14 protein-coding genes and 1 pseudogene are annotated in these 18022 nt (G+C 66.6%); 14 read left to right on the forward strand and 1 reads right to left on the reverse strand.

Translation table 11 applies throughout. The features are described 5' to 3' along the window. The first annotated feature begins 2 nt into the window (after positions 1 to 2). From ACH49N_RS16365 to proB, 14 genes and pseudogenes are all read left to right on the forward strand, one after another. Positions 3 to 1007: an iron-siderophore ABC transporter substrate-binding protein gene (locus tag ACH49N_RS16365; protein WP_358274499.1), complete on the forward strand. Its 1005-nt coding sequence runs from the start codon at positions 3 to 5 to the stop codon at positions 1005 to 1007. A gap of 91 nt (positions 1008 to 1098) precedes the next feature. Beyond that, a complete protein-coding gene (locus ACH49N_RS16370) occupies positions 1099 to 3144 on the forward strand; it encodes an alpha/beta fold hydrolase (protein ID WP_358274497.1) in 2046 nt (681 codons plus the stop codon). A 153-nt stretch (positions 3145 to 3297) separates the two neighbouring features. After that, positions 3298 to 3609, forward strand: coding sequence for an integration host factor, actinobacterial type (gene mihF, locus ACH49N_RS16375; protein WP_109328903.1), 312 nt, complete (start codon positions 3298 to 3300; stop codon positions 3607 to 3609). 154 nt (positions 3610 to 3763) lie between these two features. Next, positions 3764 to 4221 (forward strand): annotated as a pseudogene (locus tag ACH49N_RS16380) (SRPBCC family protein). A gap of 176 nt (positions 4222 to 4397) precedes the next feature. Then, positions 4398 to 4556 carry a hypothetical protein gene (locus tag ACH49N_RS16385; protein ID WP_213572572.1) on the forward strand — a complete coding sequence of 53 codons (159 nt, stop codon included), beginning with the start codon at positions 4398 to 4400 and terminating at the stop codon, positions 4554 to 4556. A gap of 91 nt (positions 4557 to 4647) precedes the next feature. After that, positions 4648 to 7323 carry a valine--tRNA ligase gene (locus tag ACH49N_RS16390; RefSeq protein WP_358274495.1) on the forward strand — a complete coding sequence of 892 codons (2676 nt, stop codon included), beginning with the start codon at positions 4648 to 4650 and terminating at the stop codon, positions 7321 to 7323. Next, entirely contained in the window at positions 7320 to 8747 is a 1428-nt protein-coding gene (locus ACH49N_RS16395; RefSeq protein ID WP_358274494.1) for a folylpolyglutamate synthase/dihydrofolate synthase family protein, read from the forward strand. The genes ACH49N_RS16390 and ACH49N_RS16395 overlap by 4 nt, the downstream gene beginning before the upstream one ends. Further along, positions 8744 to 9148 carry a DUF4233 domain-containing protein gene (locus tag ACH49N_RS16400; protein ID WP_109328911.1) on the forward strand — a complete coding sequence of 135 codons (405 nt, stop codon included), beginning with the start codon at positions 8744 to 8746 and terminating at the stop codon, positions 9146 to 9148. Before ACH49N_RS16395 ends, ACH49N_RS16400 begins: the two co-directional genes overlap by 4 nt. An 18-nt stretch (positions 9149 to 9166) precedes the next feature. Further along, positions 9167 to 9586 carry a nucleoside-diphosphate kinase gene (ndk, locus tag ACH49N_RS16405; RefSeq protein WP_159921389.1) on the forward strand — a complete coding sequence of 140 codons (420 nt, stop codon included), beginning with the start codon at positions 9167 to 9169 and terminating at the stop codon, positions 9584 to 9586. A 426-nt stretch (positions 9587 to 10012) separates the two neighbouring features. Then, positions 10013 to 13660, forward strand: a complete 3648-nt coding sequence (locus ACH49N_RS16410; RefSeq protein ID WP_397504716.1) for a translation initiation factor IF-2 N-terminal domain-containing protein — start codon at positions 10013 to 10015, stop codon at positions 13658 to 13660. A gap of 205 nt (positions 13661 to 13865) precedes the next feature. Continuing rightward, on the forward strand, positions 13866 to 14177 hold the full coding sequence (rplU, locus tag ACH49N_RS16415; RefSeq protein WP_109328917.1) for a 50S ribosomal protein L21: 312 nt from the start codon (positions 13866 to 13868) through the stop codon (positions 14175 to 14177). A gap of 43 nt (positions 14178 to 14220) precedes the next feature. Further along, on the forward strand, positions 14221 to 14484 hold the full coding sequence (rpmA, locus tag ACH49N_RS16420; RefSeq protein ID WP_005248077.1) for a 50S ribosomal protein L27: 264 nt from the start codon (positions 14221 to 14223) through the stop codon (positions 14482 to 14484). Positions 14485 to 14621: 137 nt separating this feature from the next. Then, positions 14622 to 16082: a GTPase ObgE gene (gene obgE / locus ACH49N_RS16425; protein ID WP_358274490.1), complete on the forward strand. Its 1461-nt coding sequence runs from the start codon at positions 14622 to 14624 to the stop codon at positions 16080 to 16082. Beyond that, the gene (proB, locus tag ACH49N_RS16430; RefSeq protein ID WP_358274488.1) at positions 16079 to 17179 is read left to right on the forward strand and encodes a glutamate 5-kinase; all 1101 of its coding nucleotides are present in this window, start codon (positions 16079 to 16081) and stop codon (positions 17177 to 17179) included. Before obgE ends, proB begins: the two co-directional genes overlap by 4 nt. Before the next feature lie 12 nt (positions 17180 to 17191). Here the strand turns inward: proB and ACH49N_RS16435 are convergent, their stop codons facing one another. Continuing rightward, positions 17192 to 18019, reverse strand: coding sequence for an NAD-dependent protein deacetylase (locus ACH49N_RS16435; protein ID WP_358274486.1), 828 nt, complete (start codon positions 18017 to 18019; stop codon positions 17192 to 17194). Positions 18020 to 18022: the final 3 nt, after the last annotated feature.

Below are 18022 nucleotides of genomic sequence, written 5' to 3' on the forward strand. Positions count from 1 at the left end.
GCATGAACCTGGGTCAACAGAGAGCCGGCCTGAGCCGCCGCGGTTTCCTCGTCGGTACCGGGGGAGCATTGCTCGCTTTCGCCGCGGCCTGCAGCAGTTCCGGGAACTCGGGCGGTGACGAGTCCTCGGGACCCCTGGTGGCGCACAAATACGGGGAAACCCAGGTGTCGGTGGATCCGCAGCGCATCGTGAGCGTCGGCTACAACGATCACGACACAATTCTCGCTCTCGGTGGCACTCTCGCCGGCACGTTCGACTGGTACGGCGACTACCCGTACGGAGTTTGGCCCTGGGCGCAGGATCTGCTGGGCGACGCGCAGCCGGAAATTGTCGGTACCGCCTCCACCAACATCGACTTCGAAAAGGTCGCGACGGTGGGGCCCGACCTCATCGTCGGTACCTACTCCGGCCTGACGCAGGCGCAGTACGACAAACTCGGGGCCATCGCTCCGACAGTGGCGCAGCCATTGGGTTTCGCCGACTACGGCGTTCCCTGGCAGGACCAGACGCGCGTTCTCGGCACTGCCCTCGGTAAGGAGGACAAGGCAGCCGAACTGGTGTCCGCGGTGGAGAAGCAGTACGCCGACGTCCGAGCCGCCAACCCGTCTTTCGCCGGCAAGACCGTGCTCGTGGGCGCACTCAAGGGTCCGGGGCAGTTCGGGGTGTACGGGCCGGAAGACCCGAAGGTGCGATTCTTCACCGACCTCGGCTTCGTCAATCCTCCTGTCACCCAGCAGATCACCGGCAACTTCGCGGAGATCAGCACCGAGCAGCTGTCGCTGGCGAATGTGGATCTGCTCGTCTGGTACGCCGGTGGTGGTTACGGTGACAAGTTGCGCGAAGAACTCGCCAAGACGCCGATCTACCAAGAACTCGACGTGGTGAGAGCGGGCCGCACCATCATCCTCGAGGACGCCGCCGCCGAGGCGATGGCCTGGAGTACGGTGCTGAGCCTGCCGTACGCCCTGACCGAGATTCCGCCGCGGATCACACCGCTCATCGACTGACCACGCGCGGTATCGAACGTCTCGGCCCTTCGGCGGCGCGACGCTCGGCGATGTCCGACGACACGCGGCGCGTCCGTGGTACCAACGAACCGTGACCGCGATTCCTGAACTCCACGCCGGAACTCCTTTCGACGATCTCGACGACTATCTGGCTCTCGGCCGCCTCGCCGGCCTGGTGTTGTCCCCGGACGGGCGCCGTGTCGTCGTGACGCAGTCGACACTCGACGCGAAAGCGACCAAATACGTCACGGCGCTGTGGGAGATCGATCCCACCGGGGAACGGGCGGCACGTCGACTGACACGAGGGCGGACCGGTGAAACCAATCCGGCGTTCACGAGCAACGGTGACCTCCTCTTCACGTCCTCGCGGCCGACGCAGGACGAGGAGGAATTGCCCGAATCCCTGTGGCGGCTCCCCGTGGGCGGTGGTGAGGCGGCCGTGATCGCTCACCGGAGCGGTGGGATCACCGGGGTGCGGGCGGCGCGGTGTGCTCCGCGGTTCGTCGTGACCACCGGCGTGCTGGGACGGTCGGGGGAGACGGACGAGGACGAGCGCCTGCGCGCCGAGCGCAAGGACAAGAAGGTGTCCGCGATCCTGCACTCCGGTTACCCGATCCGGTACTGGGACCACGACCTCGGACCCGACGTTCCCCATCTGCTGTCCGGGACGCTGGGCGACGCGTCGCAGGACGAGGCGGTAACGGACCTCGTCGACCTCACATCCATGCCCGGCCCTGCACTGCGTGAAGCGAACTACGCGCTGAGCGAGGACGGTACCTTCGTCGTCACGTCCTGGACGGTTCCCGGTCCGACGGCCTCCATCCGGACGATCCTCGTGCGCATCGATACCGAGACAGGGAATCGGACGACACTCGTCGACGATCCCGCCGCCGACCTGTCGAATCCGGTGATCTCGCCCGGCGGCGAGTACGTGGTCTTCAGCAGGGAGTCTCACGCGACTCCGGACGGTGCACCTCGATTCACGCTGCACCGCTACAGCTTCGAGACGCAAACCGTGGCGGACGTGGCACCGGGCTGGGACCGCTGGGCCACTTCCGTGCAGTGGCTACCCGACGGCTCGGGGCTGGTGCTGACGGCCGACGACCACGGCCGCGCGCCCGTCTTCGTTGTCCGCGGCGGTGCGGAACCGACGCGGGTGACGACGGATGATTACGCCTACACCGATATCCACGTGGCCCCGGACGGATCCGCGGTGTTCGCCCTGCGGGCGTCGTACGCGGCTCCGCCCCACCCGGTGCGCGTCGACCTCGCCACGGGCGCGGTCACAGTGTTGCAGGCGCCGCAGGATTCCCCCGAGCTTCCCGGAACGCTGACCGAGGTCGAGACCACCGCGGACGGCGGGGTGCCCGTGCGGGCCTGGCTGGCCTTGCCGAACGGCGCGTCCGCGCACGCACCCGTCCCGTTGGTGTTGTGGGTGCACGGCGGACCGCTCGGTTCGTGGAACACGTGGTCGTGGCGTTGGAACCCGTGGTTGCTGGTGGCACGCGGCTACGCGGTGCTGCTGCCCGACCCGGCACTGTCCACAGGGTACGGTCAGGAGTTCGTGCAGCGGGGCTGGGGACAGTGGGGCAAGGCGCCGTTTACCGACCTCATGGCGATCACCGATGCGGCGGTGGCATTACCCGAGATCGACGACAAGCGTACGGCAGCGATGGGCGGATCGTTCGGCGGATACATGGCCAACTGGATCGCCGGGCACACCGACCGATTCCAGGCGATCGTCACCCATGCGAGCCTGTGGGCGCTGGACCAGTTCGGACCCACCACGGACGCCGCCTGGTACTGGCAGCGGGAGATGACTCCCGAGATGGCCGTGGAGAATTCACCGCACCTCTACGTCGCCGACATCGTGACGCCCATGCTGGTGATCCACGGCGACAAGGACTTCCGCGTTCCCATCGGCGACGGGTTGCGGTTGTGGTACGAACTGCTCTCGGAGTCGGGGCTGCCCGCCGACGACGAGGGCCGCACGGCGCACCGCTTCCTGTACTTCCCGGACGAGAACCATTGGATCCTCAGCCCTCAGAACGCGAAGATCTGGTACCAGGTGGTGTTGTCGTTCCTGTCCGAACATGTTCTCGGCGAAGAGGCACCCCTACCGGAAATCCTCGGATGATCGGCCCGGAAATCCTCCGAGGGGCCTCTCGCCGAGGCGCCGAGAGGCAGGTGGGCAATTCGGACACAACGTGCGACACGTCGGCTGGATGACGTGAAGTAGCGATTCTCTCGCTACGGTGTTCGATAAGCACCCCGAAATGAAGGAGACATCGTGGCACTTCCCCAGCTCACTGACGAACAGCGGGCCGCAGCTCTCGAGAAGGCCGCAGCCGCTCGACGTGCGCGTGCAGAACTGAAGGGCAAGCTCAAGTCGGGTGACGTCACTCTCAAGCAGGTCCTGTCCAAGGCCGACGTGGATGACATCATCGGCAAGACCAAGGTGAGCGCCATCCTCGAAGCTCTGCCCAAGATCGGCAAGGTCAAGGCTCAGGAAATCATGGCCAACCTCGAGATCGCCCCGACTCGGCGCCTTCGTGGCCTGGGTGATCGCCAGCGTGACGCCCTGCTGGCTCACTTCAGCTGACACTGCTTCGGGAACCGCACCGCACCGCCATTCGGGGGTGCGGTGCGGTTTTCCGTTGAAGGACCCCCGACACCTCGCCCTCTGTGCAACCAGTGGGTTGCTCAACGGCGATCGACGTGCAACCCTGGGGTAGCACATATGCGGCGAGGTGAGGATGACCATGAGCACTTCCGAGGTGTCGACCGACCGGATCGAACGCGAAATCTTCATCGCGGCCCCAGTGGAGCGGGTGTACCGGCTGGTGAGCGAGCCCGGCTGGTTCATCGGTGACGGAGACCCGAGTGCACGCACCATCGTTCGTGAGGGCGACGTCTACGTAGTCGAATACCCGCCGTACGGACGGTTCCCCGTTCTGCCCGTCCGGGCCGACGCTCCGCACTACGTCTCGTTCCGTGGGGGAGACGAGCCTGGTGCGCCCCTGAACGAGGCAACTCCACGCTGGTCGAATTCTTCCTGTCCGAGCACCGCGACGGCACGATGCTGCGGGTCGTCGAGAGTGGATTCGACGCACTGTATGCGAGTGCAGAACGACGGGCTGCCGCTCTCGACGACAATTCCCGAGGCTGGGAAATGCAGCTTGCGATCGCAAAGCGGGACGCCGAGCGGTCGTAGCGAACGATTGGTGCGCGTGTTGCAGCGTCAACTGCGCGGTCCGCAGCGAGTTGGGGGCATACTCGACATAGAGGCCGGACCGAATCTCGGGAACCCGGAGATGTGTACACGGCCCCCACCCGCTTCAATCAGCGGAACTGCCGCGGCCCGCTACGGCAGACGAACCGGAGGAAACCTTGACCAACCAGCATGTGCAGCTCTTCTCCGAGCAGCACCCGCCCGCCGGAACCACGCCACTCCCGCGTGGAGACGAGGGCGACGAGCCGGCGCAGTCCGTGGACGCCCACCATCCCACGGCAACCGAGATTCACCTCACACTGTTCAGCGACCGGTAGAGTGCAGCAGTCGGCAGCCCTACACCGCTGTCGGTCGCTCTCGGCGGCCCGCACGTTCGAGGGCCGCGTCCGCGTTCACTAGACTCGACGGGTGACCAGTGCAGCTCCCGAAAATTCCCAGAACCGCGCCGATGCCCTCCCGAAGAGCTGGGATCCCAGCTCCGTCGAGGCCGACCTGTATCAGGGCTGGGTAGACGCCGGTTACTTCCGTGCGGATCCTTCCAGCAGCAAGCCCGGTTACTCCATCGTGCTGCCGCCGCCCAACGTGACCGGCAGTCTGCACATGGGTCACGCACTCGACCACACGTTGATGGACGCACTGAGTCGCCGCAAGCGCATGCAGGGCTACGAAGTGCTGTGGCTGCCCGGCATGGACCACGCCGGCATCGCCACCCAGAGCGTGGTGGAAAAGCAGCTCGCCGCCGACGGCAAAACGAAGGAAGATTTCGGCCGCGAACTCTTCATCGACAAGGTGTGGGACTGGAAACGCGAGTCCGGCGGAACCATCGGTGGGCAGATGCGCCGCATCGGCGACAGCGTCGACTGGAGCCGCGACCGTTTCACCATGGACGAGGGACTGTCCCGGGCCGTCCAGACCATGTTCAAGCGGATGTACGACGACGGCCTCATCTACCGGGCCGAGCGTCTCGTCAACTGGTCGCCCGTGCTGCAGACCGCCATCTCCGACATCGAGGTGAAGTTCGAGGACGTCGAGGGCGAGCTGGTGTCGCTTCGTTACGGCTCGTTGAACGACGACGAACCGCACGTCGTGGTCGCCACCACCCGCGTGGAGACGATGCTCGGTGATACCGCCGTGGCCGTCCACCCGGACGACGAGCGGTACAAGCACCTGATCGGAACGACGCTCGAGCACCCCTTCACGGGGCGCGACATCCCGATCATCGCGGACGAGTACGTCGATCCCGAATTCGGTACCGGTGCAGTGAAGATCACGCCGGCGCACGACCCCAACGACTTCGAGATGGGTCTTCGGCACAACCTGCCGATGCCGACCATCATGGACAAGACCGGCAAAATTGCCGACACAGGAACTCAATTCGACGGACTCGATCGTTTCGAGGCGCGGGTCAAGGTGCGAGAGGCGCTGGCCGAGCAGGGCCGCGTTGTCGCCGAGAAGCGCCCGTATCTCCACAGTGTCGGCCACTCGGAGCGCAGCGGTGAGTCCATCGAACCGCGCCTGTCGCTGCAGTGGTGGGTGAAGGTCGAGTCCCTCGCGAAGGCGGCCGGCGATGCGGTGCGCAACGGCGACACCGTGATCCACCCGAAGAGCCAGGAGCCACGATGGTTCGCCTGGGTCGACGACATGCACGACTGGTGCATTTCGCGCCAGCTGTGGTGGGGCCACCGGATTCCCATCTGGTATGGACCCGACGGTCAGGTGGAGTGCTTCGGGCCCGACGAGACCGTGCCCGAGGGCTGGGAGCAGGATCCCGATGTTCTCGACACCTGGTTCTCTTCCGGACTGTGGCCGTTCTCGACCATGGGCTGGCCGGAGAAGACCCCCGAGCTCGAAAAGTTCTATCCCACCAGCGTTCTCGTCACCGGGTACGACATCCTGTTCTTCTGGGTGGCGCGGATGATGATGTTCGGCACCTACGTGTCGGAGGACGAGGCCCTTGCGGCCGGAAAGTACGGCCCGCAGGTTCCGTTCGAAGACGTTTTCCTGCACGGCCTCGTCCGCGACCAGTTCGGCAAGAAGATGTCGAAGTCGCGGGGCAATGGCATCGATCCCCTCGACTGGGTCGACCGCTTCGGCGCCGATGCGCTCCGCTTCACTCTCGCCCGCGGTGCCAACCCCGGCAGCGACCTGTCGGTCGGTGAGGATCACGCGCAATCGTCGCGGAACTTCGCCACCAAATTGTTCAACGCGACCAAGTTCGCGTTGATGAACGGCGCTGCGCCCGCTCCGCTTCCCGATCGCGGGGAGCTGACCGACGCCGACCGGTGGATCCTCGACCGTCTCGAGCAGGTGCGCGGCGAGGTCGATGCAGCTTTCGACCGTTACGAGTTCAGCAAGGCCTGTGAGGCGCTGTTCCACTTCGCGTGGGATGAGGTCTGCGACTGGTATCTCGAGTTGGCCAAGGTGCAGTTCGCCGAGAACGACACCGTTGCCGCGACCACCCGAAGCGTTCTGGGCACCGTGCTGGACGCTGTGCTCCGGCTGCTGCATCCGGTGATTCCGTTCGTCACCGAAACGCTGTGGAAGGCGCTGACGGGCGGTGAATCCGTCGTTGTCGCAGAATGGCCGCAGAGCACCGGCGCGGCGGCGGATCCGGTTGCAGCCCAGCGCATCGAGGACATGCAGCGCCTCGTGACCGAGGTGCGCCGTTTCCGCAGTGATCAGGGGCTCAAGCCCTCGCAGCGCGTGCCTGCCCGCGTGAGCGGCATCGTGGAGGCGGACCTGAACACCCAGGTCGCCGCCATCACGTCGCTGGCACGGCTGACGGCGCCGGAGGAGGGTTTCGAGGTATCGGCGTCCGTCGAGGTGCGCCTCAGCAAGGGCACCGTCACCGTCGACCTCGACACCTCCGGGAACGTCGACCTCGGCGCGGAGAAGGCCCGGCTCGAGAAAGACCTCGCTGCGGCGGAGAAGGAACTCGCGGGCACTGCCGCAAAGCTGTCCAACGAGGCATTCCTGGCGAAGGCTCCCGACGCTGTCGTGGAGAAGATCCGCACCCGCCGGCAGATCGCCACCGAAGAGATCGAACGCATCACCAAGCGACTGAAGGAGCTGGAAGGCGCGTGACCTCGCCCGACTCCACACCGGAGAAAGTCAGCCCGGTCGACCTCGCCGAACTGGCATTGGTCGAGGCGGAACTCGACAAACGCTGGCCCGAGACGAAGATCGAACCCTCTCTCACTCGGATCGCAGCGTTGATGGACGTGCTCGGTTCGCCACACAGGGGATACCCCGCTATCCATGTCACCGGAACCAACGGCAAGACGTCGGTGACGCGGATGATCGACGCCCTGCTGACCGCACTGCACCGCCGGACGGGACGCACCACCAGTCCCCACCTGCAGCTCGCCACGGAGCGGATCAGTATCGACGGGCGTCCGGTGTCACCCCGTCGGTACGTCGACACCTACCGCGAGATCGAACCCTACGTCCAGATGATCGACCAGCAGTCGGAAGCTGCGGGTGGGCCGCGGATGAGCAAGTTCGAAGTACTCACCGCGATGGCCTACTCGGCCTTCGCCGAAGCGCCGGTCGATGTGGCCGTGGTGGAGGTGGGTCTCGGCGGACGCTGGGACGCGACGAACGTGATCGACGGCGAGGTCGCCGTGATCACACCTGTCAGCCTCGACCATGCCGAGTATCTCGGCGACGATCTCGCCGGAATTGCCGCGGAGAAGGCCGGGATCATCAAGAAGGGGCGCGAGGATGCCGTCGTGCCGCGCGACGCGGTCGCCATCATCGCCGAGCAGACGCCCGAAGTCATGGACGTGCTCCTGCGCCGAGCCGTGGAGGTCGACGCTGCCGTGGCTCGGGAAGGGGCCGAATTCACTGTCCTGGCGCGGCAGATCGCCGTCGGCGGTCAGCAGTTGGAACTGCAGGGCCTCGGCGGCGTGTACACGGACATCTTCCTGCCACTACACGGAGAACATCAGGCGCGCAACGCCTCTCTCGCACTGGCTGCCGTCGAGGCGTTCTTCGGTGCCGGCCCCGACCGCCAACTCGATCAGGAGGCGATTCGGACGGCCTTCGCCTCGGTGGTCAACCCCGGTCGCCTCGAGCGTGTGCGCAGCGCCCCCACCGTCTTCCTCGACGCCGCCCACAACCCCGACGGCGCAAGGGCGCTCGCCGCGGCGCTCACCGCCGAGTTCGACTTCCGCAAGCTCGTCGGAGTCGTCAGCGTCATGGGGGACAAGGACGTCGAGGGCATCCTCGCAGCGCTGGAGCCCGTTTTCGACGAACTTGTGGTGACCCACAACGGCTCGCCTCGCGCCATGGACGTCGAGGACCTCGCCAATCGGGCGGTCGCGAAGTTCGGTGACGAGCGCGTCGTCGTGTCTCCCACTCTCGCGGATGCGCTGGAGACAGCCATCGGTCTGGCCGAGGAAGTTGCGGAACCGGGTGAGGCAGTATCGGGTGCGGGCGTCGTGGTCACCGGATCCGTGGTGACCGCCGGTTCGGCCCGCACCCTCTTCGGAAAGGACCCAGCGTGAGCGAGCCAGATTCGAGTGCCCCGGACTTCGGCCCGCCGGCCAAGGATCCCTGGAAAGGTTTCCGCGGTGTGGTCGCCGGATCGCTGGTCCTCGAAGCGATCGTCGTGCTCCTCGCCCTGCCCGTCGTCGCCACCGTGGGTGGGGGAATCACCTGGGTGTCGGGTTCCTACTTGGTGGGTCTCGCCGTGCTGATGATCCTCGGAGCCGGCCTGCAAGGCCGGTCCTGGGCGATGACCTACAACCTCTTGCTGCAGGTCGCGCTCCTTTTCGGCTTTTTCGTGCACGTGTCGATCGGCGCGGTCGGCGTGGTCTTCGCCATCCTGTGGGGATACCTTCTCTACTTTCGGAAGAATGTCCGAGAAAGAATGGAGCGGGGCCTGCTTCCTGGGCAACGGGACTGACCATTTAGGCTGTCCGCCGTGACTGAGCGCACCCTTGTACTGATCAAGCCTGATGCTGTTGCCCGCGGATATGTAGGAGAAATCCTCGGTCGGATCGAGCGGAAGGGTTTGACGATCTCTGCGCTCGACCTGCGCACCGCACCCACCGACGTCGCGGCAACCCACTACGCCGAACACGAAGGACGTCCGTTCTACCCGAGCCTGCTCGAGTTCATCACCTCGGGACCGCTCGTCGCGGCGGTACTCGAGGGTCCGCGGGCAATCGCAGCGTTCCGTCAGCTGGCCGGCGGCACCGACCCCGTGGAGAAGGCGTTGCCGGGAACGATCCGCGGCGACTTCGGGCTGGAGGCCCAGAATAATCTGGTGCACGGTTCCGACTCGGTCGAGTCGGCCGAGCGGGAGATCGCCCTCTGGTTCCCGCACCTCGCCTCACGCTGACCAATGCTTCCCGCGCCGCGGCGTGGCGTCCGTCAGAACGTGTTGCAGACGGATCGGTGCGCCGCTGGCACGGAGTGCGGCACACGTGTGGGATACTGAGGGCGGTTGAACCGCAAATTGTGCTTCACGCGGCTTCGACCGGATGACACCTCGGCTCGATGCCCTTCATCGCTGCCCCTACGTCAACAGGAAGTACCTGGGCGTATCGGCAAGCTGGATGATCAGGCGCTCGCGCCGCGGACTCACGCCATCCGCAAGGCACTACATGGATGTGCAGTGAAAACGGACACTGCATGCGCCGTGTGGAGCGAGACCAGACAATCTCGCGCTCACAGCAGTGGCGCGAGTACACACACTGCGCCCTCGCGTGGCCGCGTGACATTCCCAGACAGGGGAGTGGACGCGCCCGGGGGCTGAGGAGACTACGTGGCCGATCAAGCGCCGCCCACAAATTCAGAACCGAACGCCGACAGCGCAGGACGTACGGTTCCTGTTCTTCCGGAAAAGATGCGCGTCCACGCTCTGGCCAAGATCCTGGGCGTCACCAGCAAGCAGGTTCTCGCCGAGGCTGCGGCCCTCGGAACCGAACTGCGCAGCGCGCAGTCCAGTCTTCAACGTGAGGTAGCCGAGCGCGTTTACTTAGCGTTCGCGCCCGCCGACGTCCCTGAGCCGGCCGTCGAGGCCGAACCGGCCGTTCCTGAGCCCGAGCAGGCGGCTGAACCAGAACCGGCAGTCGCCCCTGAGGCTGTTTCCGAACCGGAGCAGGCCGTTTCCGAACCGGAGCAGGCCGTTTCCGAACCGGAGCAGGCCGTCGAAGCCGAGCCGGTAGCTGCAGCCGAGCCGACAGCTGAAGCAGAACCGACAGCTGAAGCAGAACGGGTCGCCGAAGCTGAACCGGCGGCTGAAGCCGAACCGGTCGCTGAAGCCGAACAGGCCGTCGAGGCCGAGCCGGTAGTTGCAGCCGAGCCAGTAGCTGCAGCCGAGCCGGCGGCGGCGGTCGAGGACGCCGCACCCGAGGCGAGCGCGCCCGACCAGGTACGGGCTGAGAAGGAACTCGGCCGCGACCTGTTCACGACCTCGGCGTACGAGGTCGAAGCCCCCGCAGCGGAGCCCGGCCCCGAGACCACTCCCGTCGTCGCGCAGGTTCCGTTGTTCCTGCAGCCCGACCCCGCTGCGGTCGAGACGCCGCGTCGTCGTCGCAGCCGTCGGGACGCCGGAACGCCGGACGCCGCTTCCGAGCAGGCGCAACCCGCCCCCGAGAAGCGGGACGTCCCCGCTGAGCCCGCACGGTCCGCCGACACCGGAACCACAGAAGCCGAATCCGACGATGCCGATGCCGATGGCGACCAGCCGCGGCGCCGCCGCCGGGGACGCCGTGGCCGCGGCCGCGGCCGCGGCGAGCAGCAGAACGAGCAGGGCACCGAGACCGACTCGGACACCGAGTCCTCGGACACTGTCGACACGGTCGAGCAGACAGGGGAAGAGAAGGCGGGGGACGAGAAGACCGCCGAGAAGCCTGCCCGCGAATCCGCCGAAGCAGCCGAGACGGAGCCGGCCGAGGCCGAGGCCGCGGAGTCGGACGAGACGGATTCGGATCAGACCGGTGACGAGGATTCCGGCGACGCCGACTCGGACGGTTCGAGCCGTCGCCGTCGCCGCCGTCGTCGGCGCAAGTCGGGTACCGATGCTTCCGGCGAGAGCGTTTCCGAGGACGATCCGCCCAATACCGTCGTCCACGAGCGTGAGCCCCGCAACAAGAGCCGGGCGAAGGACGAAGTCCAAGGCATCACCGGGTCGACACGACTCGAGGCGAAGCGTCAGCGTCGCCGCGACGGTCGCGATGCCGGCCGCCGTCGCCCGCCGATTCTCACCGAGTCGGAATTCCTGGCTCGCCGCGAGGCGGTGGACCGCGTCATGGTGGTCCGTGACCGGATCGCCACCGGGCAGCCCCACGCCACCACGCAGGTTGCGGTTCTCGAGGACGGGGTTCTCGTCGAGCACTTCGTGACCACGTCCGCGTCGGCCTCCATGGTCGGGAACGTGTACCTCGGACGTGTGCAGAACGTTCTGCCGAGCATGGAGGCGGCGTTCATCGACATCGGCCGCGGCCGTAACGGCGTCTTGTATGCAGGTGAGGTCAACTGGGAGGCCGCCGGGCTCGGTGGGAACTCCCGCAAGATCGAGCAGGCGCTCAAGCCGGGCGACCAGGTCCTCGTGCAGGTGAGCAAGGATCCGGTCGGGCACAAGGGTGCGCGGCTGACCACGCAGATCAGCCTGGCCGGCCGATTCCTCGTGTATGTGCCGGGCGGCACCTCCACCGGAATCAGCCGCAAGCTGCCCGACACGGAACGCAAGCGCCTCAAGGACATCCTCCGCGACATTGTTCCGGCGGACGCCGGTGTGATCATCCGCACCGCCTCCGAAGGTGTGAGCGAGGAAGAGCTGGCGCGTGACGTCACCCGTCTGCAGGAGCAGTGGGCCGGAATCGAAGAGCAGGCCGCCAAGGCGGACGCCGGCAAGTCCGGGAACCCGCAGGCGCTCTACGAGGAGCCGGACCTGCTGGTCAAGGTGATTCGCGACCTGTTCAACGAGGACTTCTCCAAACTCGTCATCGAGGGTGAGAAGGCGTGGTCGACTGTCGAGTCCTACATCAAGTCCGTGGCTCCCGACCTCTTGCCGCGGCTCGAGCAGCACACCGGACACAACGGTATCGACGTCTTCGAAGCGCACCGCATCGACGAACAACTGGCCAAGGCACTGGACCGCAAGGTGTGGCTGCCGTCGGGTGGCACGCTCGTGATCGACCGCACCGAGGCCATGACCGTGGTCGACGTCAACACCGGCAAGTTCACGGGCGCCGGCGGCAACCTCGAGGAGACCGTCACTCGTAACAATCTCGAAGCCGCCGAGGAGATCGTGCGGCAGATGCGCCTGCGCGACATCGGCGGCATGATCGTCGTCGACTTCATCGACATGGTGCTCGAATCGAACCGGGACCTGGTGCTGCGACGTCTCACCGAGGCCCTGGGCCGCGACCGCACCCGCCACCAGGTGTCGGAGGTCACGTCCCTCGGCCTGGTGCAGATGACCCGTAAGAAGTTGGGTACCGGCCTCGTCGAGGCGTTCTCCACCACCTGTGAGCACTGCCACGGACGCGGAATCATCGTCCACACCGAGCCGATCGACGCGAAGGTCTCCGAGGACAACGGGGCACGGGGGTCCTCCCGCGGCGACGCCGGCGGCTCCCGCAAGAAGCGCGGTCGCGACAAGTCCGCCGGTGCCGATGTGTCGCCGACGCCCCCGCAGGAGGCTGTCGTCCCGGCCGTGGATGCCACCGTGAAGCGGGCGCATCCGGTGGCTCTGGCGATGGCGCACCACCATCACGAGGACGCGGCAGCGCCCGAGCGGCCCCGCGAAACGGCAGCGCAGCACGCTCGTGACGAGGCTGTGCACGACGCACCTCGTAGCGAGGCTGTGCACGACGTGCGTGCTGCCGAGGCGGCGCAGATGGATGCTCCGGCCGCGGTGGCCGCCGAGGCTACGGAGCAACCGTTCGTCGCTTCTACCGCGGCGGAGCAGACGACGGAGGGGACGCCCACGGCGGACCTGGCCGGAATCGAAGAAGCTGTTGCCGAGGCACCGGCGGCCGTCGCCGGCGAAGCAGTGACCGCACCGGAACCCGTGGTCGAGCCCGTGACGCCGGAGACTGCGGTGACGCCGGAGACTGCGGTGACACCGGAACCTGCTGTCGCACAGGAACCTGCTGTGACATCCGGACCCGTGACTCCGCAGCGGCGTCGTAGTCGCCGAGTGTCGAGGGCAGCGGCCGCACCGGTGTCCGAAACCCCGGCAGCGGGCACCGTCTTCGTGATTCCTGCCTCGTCGGAGTCGGAGTCGGAGTCTCGGTCGGAGAGGGCTCCGGAATCAACTCCGGAACCGGCGATGTCCTCATCGGCGCCGAGCGGGTCGGCCGGTTCCTCGCCCACCGGCACGGGTGTGCAGCCTGCGCCTCGTCGGCAGCGGCGTCGCGCAGCGGCGCGTCCCGCCGGTCCGCCGGTGGACGCCGACAGCTGATCAGAGGCTGCGGGAAGGCAATCCGCCCAGTTTGTATGGAACGGTTGCCTTCCTGTAACCTTGACCAGTCGCTACTCGGCGATAAGGGTCAGCTGTGCCTTCACTTGTGAAGGCTGCGCGATCTCGACCGAGCTAGCCGTACCAACAGACCAGTCGCGCACTTCGTGGCGCGAGCAAGTTCGAAGAAGCAAGGGGTAGCCCTCCGATGGCAACGTACGCGATCGTCAAGACCGGCGGAAAGCAGTACAAGGTCGCTGTTGGTGACCTCGTCAAGGTCGAGAAGATCGAGGGTGAGCCCGGCACTGCTGTCTCGCTTGCTCCCGTTCTCGTCGTCGACGGATCCGATCTGACCACCGATGCCGACAAGCTGGCCAACATCTCGGTCACCGGCGAGGTCGTCGAGCACACCAAGGGCCCGAAGATCCGCATTCACAAGTTCAAGAACAAGACCGGCTACCACAAGCGTCAGGGCCACAGGCAGAAGCTGACGGTCCTCAAGGTCACCGGTATCAAGTAACTAGAGCTTCAGAGCTGATTTCACCCGAGGAGGGTCAAGAAACATGGCACATAAGAAGGGTGCATCCAGCTCCCGTAACGGGCGCGATTCAAATGCACAGCGACTCGGCGTGAAGCGCTTCGGCGGTCAGTCCGTCAGCGCCGGCGAGATCCTGGTGCGTCAGCGCGGAACCCACTTCCACCCCGGCGTCAACGTCGGACGTGGCGGCGACGACACGCTCTTCGCTCTCTCCGCCGGTGCCGTCGAGTTCGGCACCAAGCGTGGACGCAAGACCGTGAACATCGTTCCGGCGGCGGCAGAGGCCTAGTCCTGCCGCGAGTATGTACCGTCCTGACATAGGACGTACCAAGCTCCCGAATAGGGGCGGACCAGGGTCGAGATACCCGGTCCGCCCCTATTGTTTTTTCAGAGTTCATTTATTGACTGAGGAAGGATCCGGCAGTCATGTCCCGATTCATCGACCGCGTCGTGCTGCACGTCAGCGCCGGCAAAGGCGGCAACGGCTGCGCCTCCGTACACCGGGAGAAGTTCAAGCCGCTCGGCGGCCCGGACGGCGGTAACGGCGGGCGTGGCGGTGACGTGGTGCTCGAGGTGGACGGCAATGTCCACACCCTCCTCGACTTCCACTTCCATCCCCATGCGAAGGCCACCAACGGCAAGCAGGGGATGGGAAGTAACCGGGACGGCGCCCAAGGTGACGACCTCGTCCTGAAGGTCCCGGACGGCACCGTCGTCCTCGACGAGAACGGCAAGGTTCTCGCCGACCTGATCGGTATCGGCACCCGGTTCGAGGCCGCCCAGGGTGGGCGTGGTGGGCTCGGAAACGCCGCGCTGTCTTCCAAGGCACGCAAGGCGCCCGGCTTTGCCCTCCTCGGTGAGGACGGCGTCGAACGCGAGCTCGTCCTCGAACTCAAGTCTGTCGCCGACGTCGGGCTCGTAGGCTTTCCCTCGGCCGGCAAGTCCTCCCTCGTGTCCGTGCTCTCGGCGGCAAAGCCCAAGATCGCCGACTACCCGTTCACCACTCTCGTCCCCAACCTCGGTGTCGTATCCAGCGGTGATACCACCTTCACCGTCGCCGACGTGCCCGGGTTGATCCCCGGGGCGAGCGAGGGACGTGGCCTGGGTCTGGACTTTCTGCGCCACCTCGAGCGCTGTGCTGTGCTGGCGCATGTCGTCGACTGTGCGACCCTCGACCCCGGTCGTGACCCGATCTCCGACATCGACGCCCTCGAAGCTGAGCTCGCGGCCTACAAACCCGCGCTGTCCAGTGACGCCAGCCTCGGTGACCTCGCCGATCGTCCTCGCATCGTGGTCCTCAACAAGGCGGACATTCCGGAAGCTGCTGAGCTGGCCGAGATGGTGACCCCCGACCTCGAGGCCCGCGGTTGGCCGGTGTTCACGATCTCCGCGGTGAGCCGCGAAGGATTGCGTCCGCTGATCTTCGCGTTGGCGAAACTCGTCGAGGAGTACCGCACGGCACATCCGCCGGAAGTCCCCAAGCGGCCCGTGATTCGCCCGATTGCCAACAAGGACAACAGCTTCAGCGTTATAGCCGACCCGGAGGTGCCCGGCGGCTTCATCGTCCGGGGAACACGTCCCGAGCGCTGGGTGCGGCAGACCCAGTTCGACAACGACGAGGCTGTGGGTTACCTGGCCGACCGTCTCGCTCGACTCGGAGTGGAGGACGCCCTCGTCAAGCAGGGAGCCGAACCCGGCGCGTCCGTCACGATCGGTGACGTGAGTTTCGAGTGGGAACCTCAGACGCCCGCAGGTGTCGATCTCACTCGCACCGGCCGCGGTACCGACCCACGTCTCGATCAGGTGGAACGTATCGGCGCGTCGGAGCGCAAGCACGCACACAGGATCCGTCGCGGTCTCGAAGGCCTCGACCCCGAAGAGCAGTGAGCGCCACCCGGCGCACGATTGCGTCGGCCGACAGCATTGTCGTGAAGATCGGATCGTCGGCGCTGACCAGCCTGGTCGACGGACTCGACGTGGGTCGTCTCGATGCGCTGGCCGACGCAATCGAGGCACGGATGCGTGCCGGCTCCGACGTGATCGTGGTGTCGTCCGGTGCCGTCGGCGCCGGTCTGGCGCCACTGGGGCTCACGCGGCGACCGCGCGACCTGGCCACCAAGCAGGCCGCGGCAAGTGTCGGGCAGCTGGCCCTGGCCCACGCCTGGGGAACGTCCTTCTCCCGGTACGGCCGCACCGTGGGGCAGGTGCTGCTCACCGCCGACGACATCGCGCGCCGTGCGCAGCATCGCAATGCCCAGCGGACCCTGGACCGTCTGCGGGCGCTGCATGCCGTGGCGATCGTCAATGAGAACGACACCGTCGCCACCGCCGAACTCCGGTTCGGTGACAACGACCGCCTCGCTGCGCTCGTGGCGCACCTCGTCGGTGCCGACGCACTCATCCTGTTGTCGGACGTCGACGGTCTCTACGACGGCGATCCACGCAAGGGGAACGCCACTCTGATCCCGGAAGTGAACAGCCCCGAGGACCTCGACGGAGTGGTCGCCGGTTCGGGTGGTGCCCTCGGGACGGGCGGCATGGCGTCCAAACTGTCCGCGGCCCGCCTCGCCTCGGATGCCGGTGTGCCGGTGTTGCTCGCGGCAGCCTCGCAGGCGGGTGCGGCGCTGCAGGACGCCGCCGTGGGAACAGCTTTCGCGGCTCGGCCCACCCGGCTGTCCGCACGCAAGTTCTGGGTGCGGCATGCCGCGGACGAACAGGGAATCCTCCACATCGACGAGGGCGCGGTCCGTGCCGTCGTCACCAAGCGGCGGTCGCTGCTGCCCGCCGGGATCACTGCCGTTTCGGGCCGGTTCTACGGCGGCGACGTGGTTTCCCTGCTCGGACCCGAGGAGCGTCCCGTAGCGCGGGGCGTGGTGGCCTACGACTCCACCGAGATCAACGACATCCTGGGGAAGTCGACAACCGAGTTACCGCCGGAGATGCAGCGACCCGTGGTGCACGCCGACGACCTCGTACCGCTCTGACGGGGGTGCCTGTCACGCCGACATCGTGGTGGATACGTCGAGCAGCGCCCGCAGCGCGTCCGAGCAACCCGCATCGAGTGTGAGGGTGGCGAACTCGTCACCTCTCGTCGACCCGCGGTTGACGATCACGATCGGTATTGCGCGCTTGGCGGCGTGCCGGACGAACCGTAGTCCCGACATGACGGTGAGCGACGAACCGGCCACCAGCAGCGCTTCCGCTTCGTCGACCACGGCGTAGGCAGCCGCGACCCTCGGCTTGGGGACCGACTCGCCGAAGTACACGATGTCCGGTTTCAGGAGCCCGCCGCAGGCCTCACAGTCGACCATCCGGAAGTGCTCCGTACTGGTGACGACGGCGTCCGCATCGGGTGCGATCTCGACTCCCTCCGCCGCGGCCACGGTCTCGGCGAACCCGGGGTTGGCTCGCTCGAGACGCTCGGCCAGTGTTGCCCGCGAGATCAGTGCACCGCACGAGAGACAACGCACCTGTGCGTACGTGCCATGTAGATCGATGACCCGGCGACTGCCCGCCTTGGTGTGGAGCAGATCCACGTTCTGCGTGATCACCGCGTGCACGGCGCCTGCGCGTTCGAGACCGGCCAGGGCCCGATGACCGGCGTTGGGCCGGGCTGCGTCCATGTGCCGCCAGCCGAGATGATTCCGGGCCCAGTAGTGACGACGGAAGTCCGGGTCGCCGATGAATTGCTGGAAGGTCATCGGGTTGCGCGGGGGAGAGTCGGGACCCCGGTAGTCGGGGATTCCGGAATCCGTGGAAATGCCGGCGCCGGTGACCACACACAGACGCCGGCCGCTGAGTACGTCGAGCAGTCGGTCGAACACGCA

Source organism: Rhodococcus sp. NPDC019647 (assembly GCF_044389235.1).
GTDB lineage: Bacteria > Actinomycetota > Actinomycetes > Mycobacteriales > Mycobacteriaceae > Rhodococcus_F > Rhodococcus_F oxybenzonivorans.

Coding starts and splice junctions, on each gene's coding strand:
- ACH49N_RS16365 (WP_358274499.1), top strand. CDS start 3: ATGAACCTGGGTCAACAGAGAGCCGGCCTGAGCCGCCGCGGTTTCCTC.
- rplU (WP_109328917.1), top strand. CDS start 13,866: ATGGCAACGTACGCGATCGTCAAGACCGGCGGAAAGCAGTACAAGGTC.
- rpmA (WP_005248077.1), top strand. CDS start 14,221: ATGGCACATAAGAAGGGTGCATCCAGCTCCCGTAACGGGCGCGATTCA.
- obgE (WP_358274490.1), top strand. CDS start 14,622: ATGTCCCGATTCATCGACCGCGTCGTGCTGCACGTCAGCGCCGGCAAA.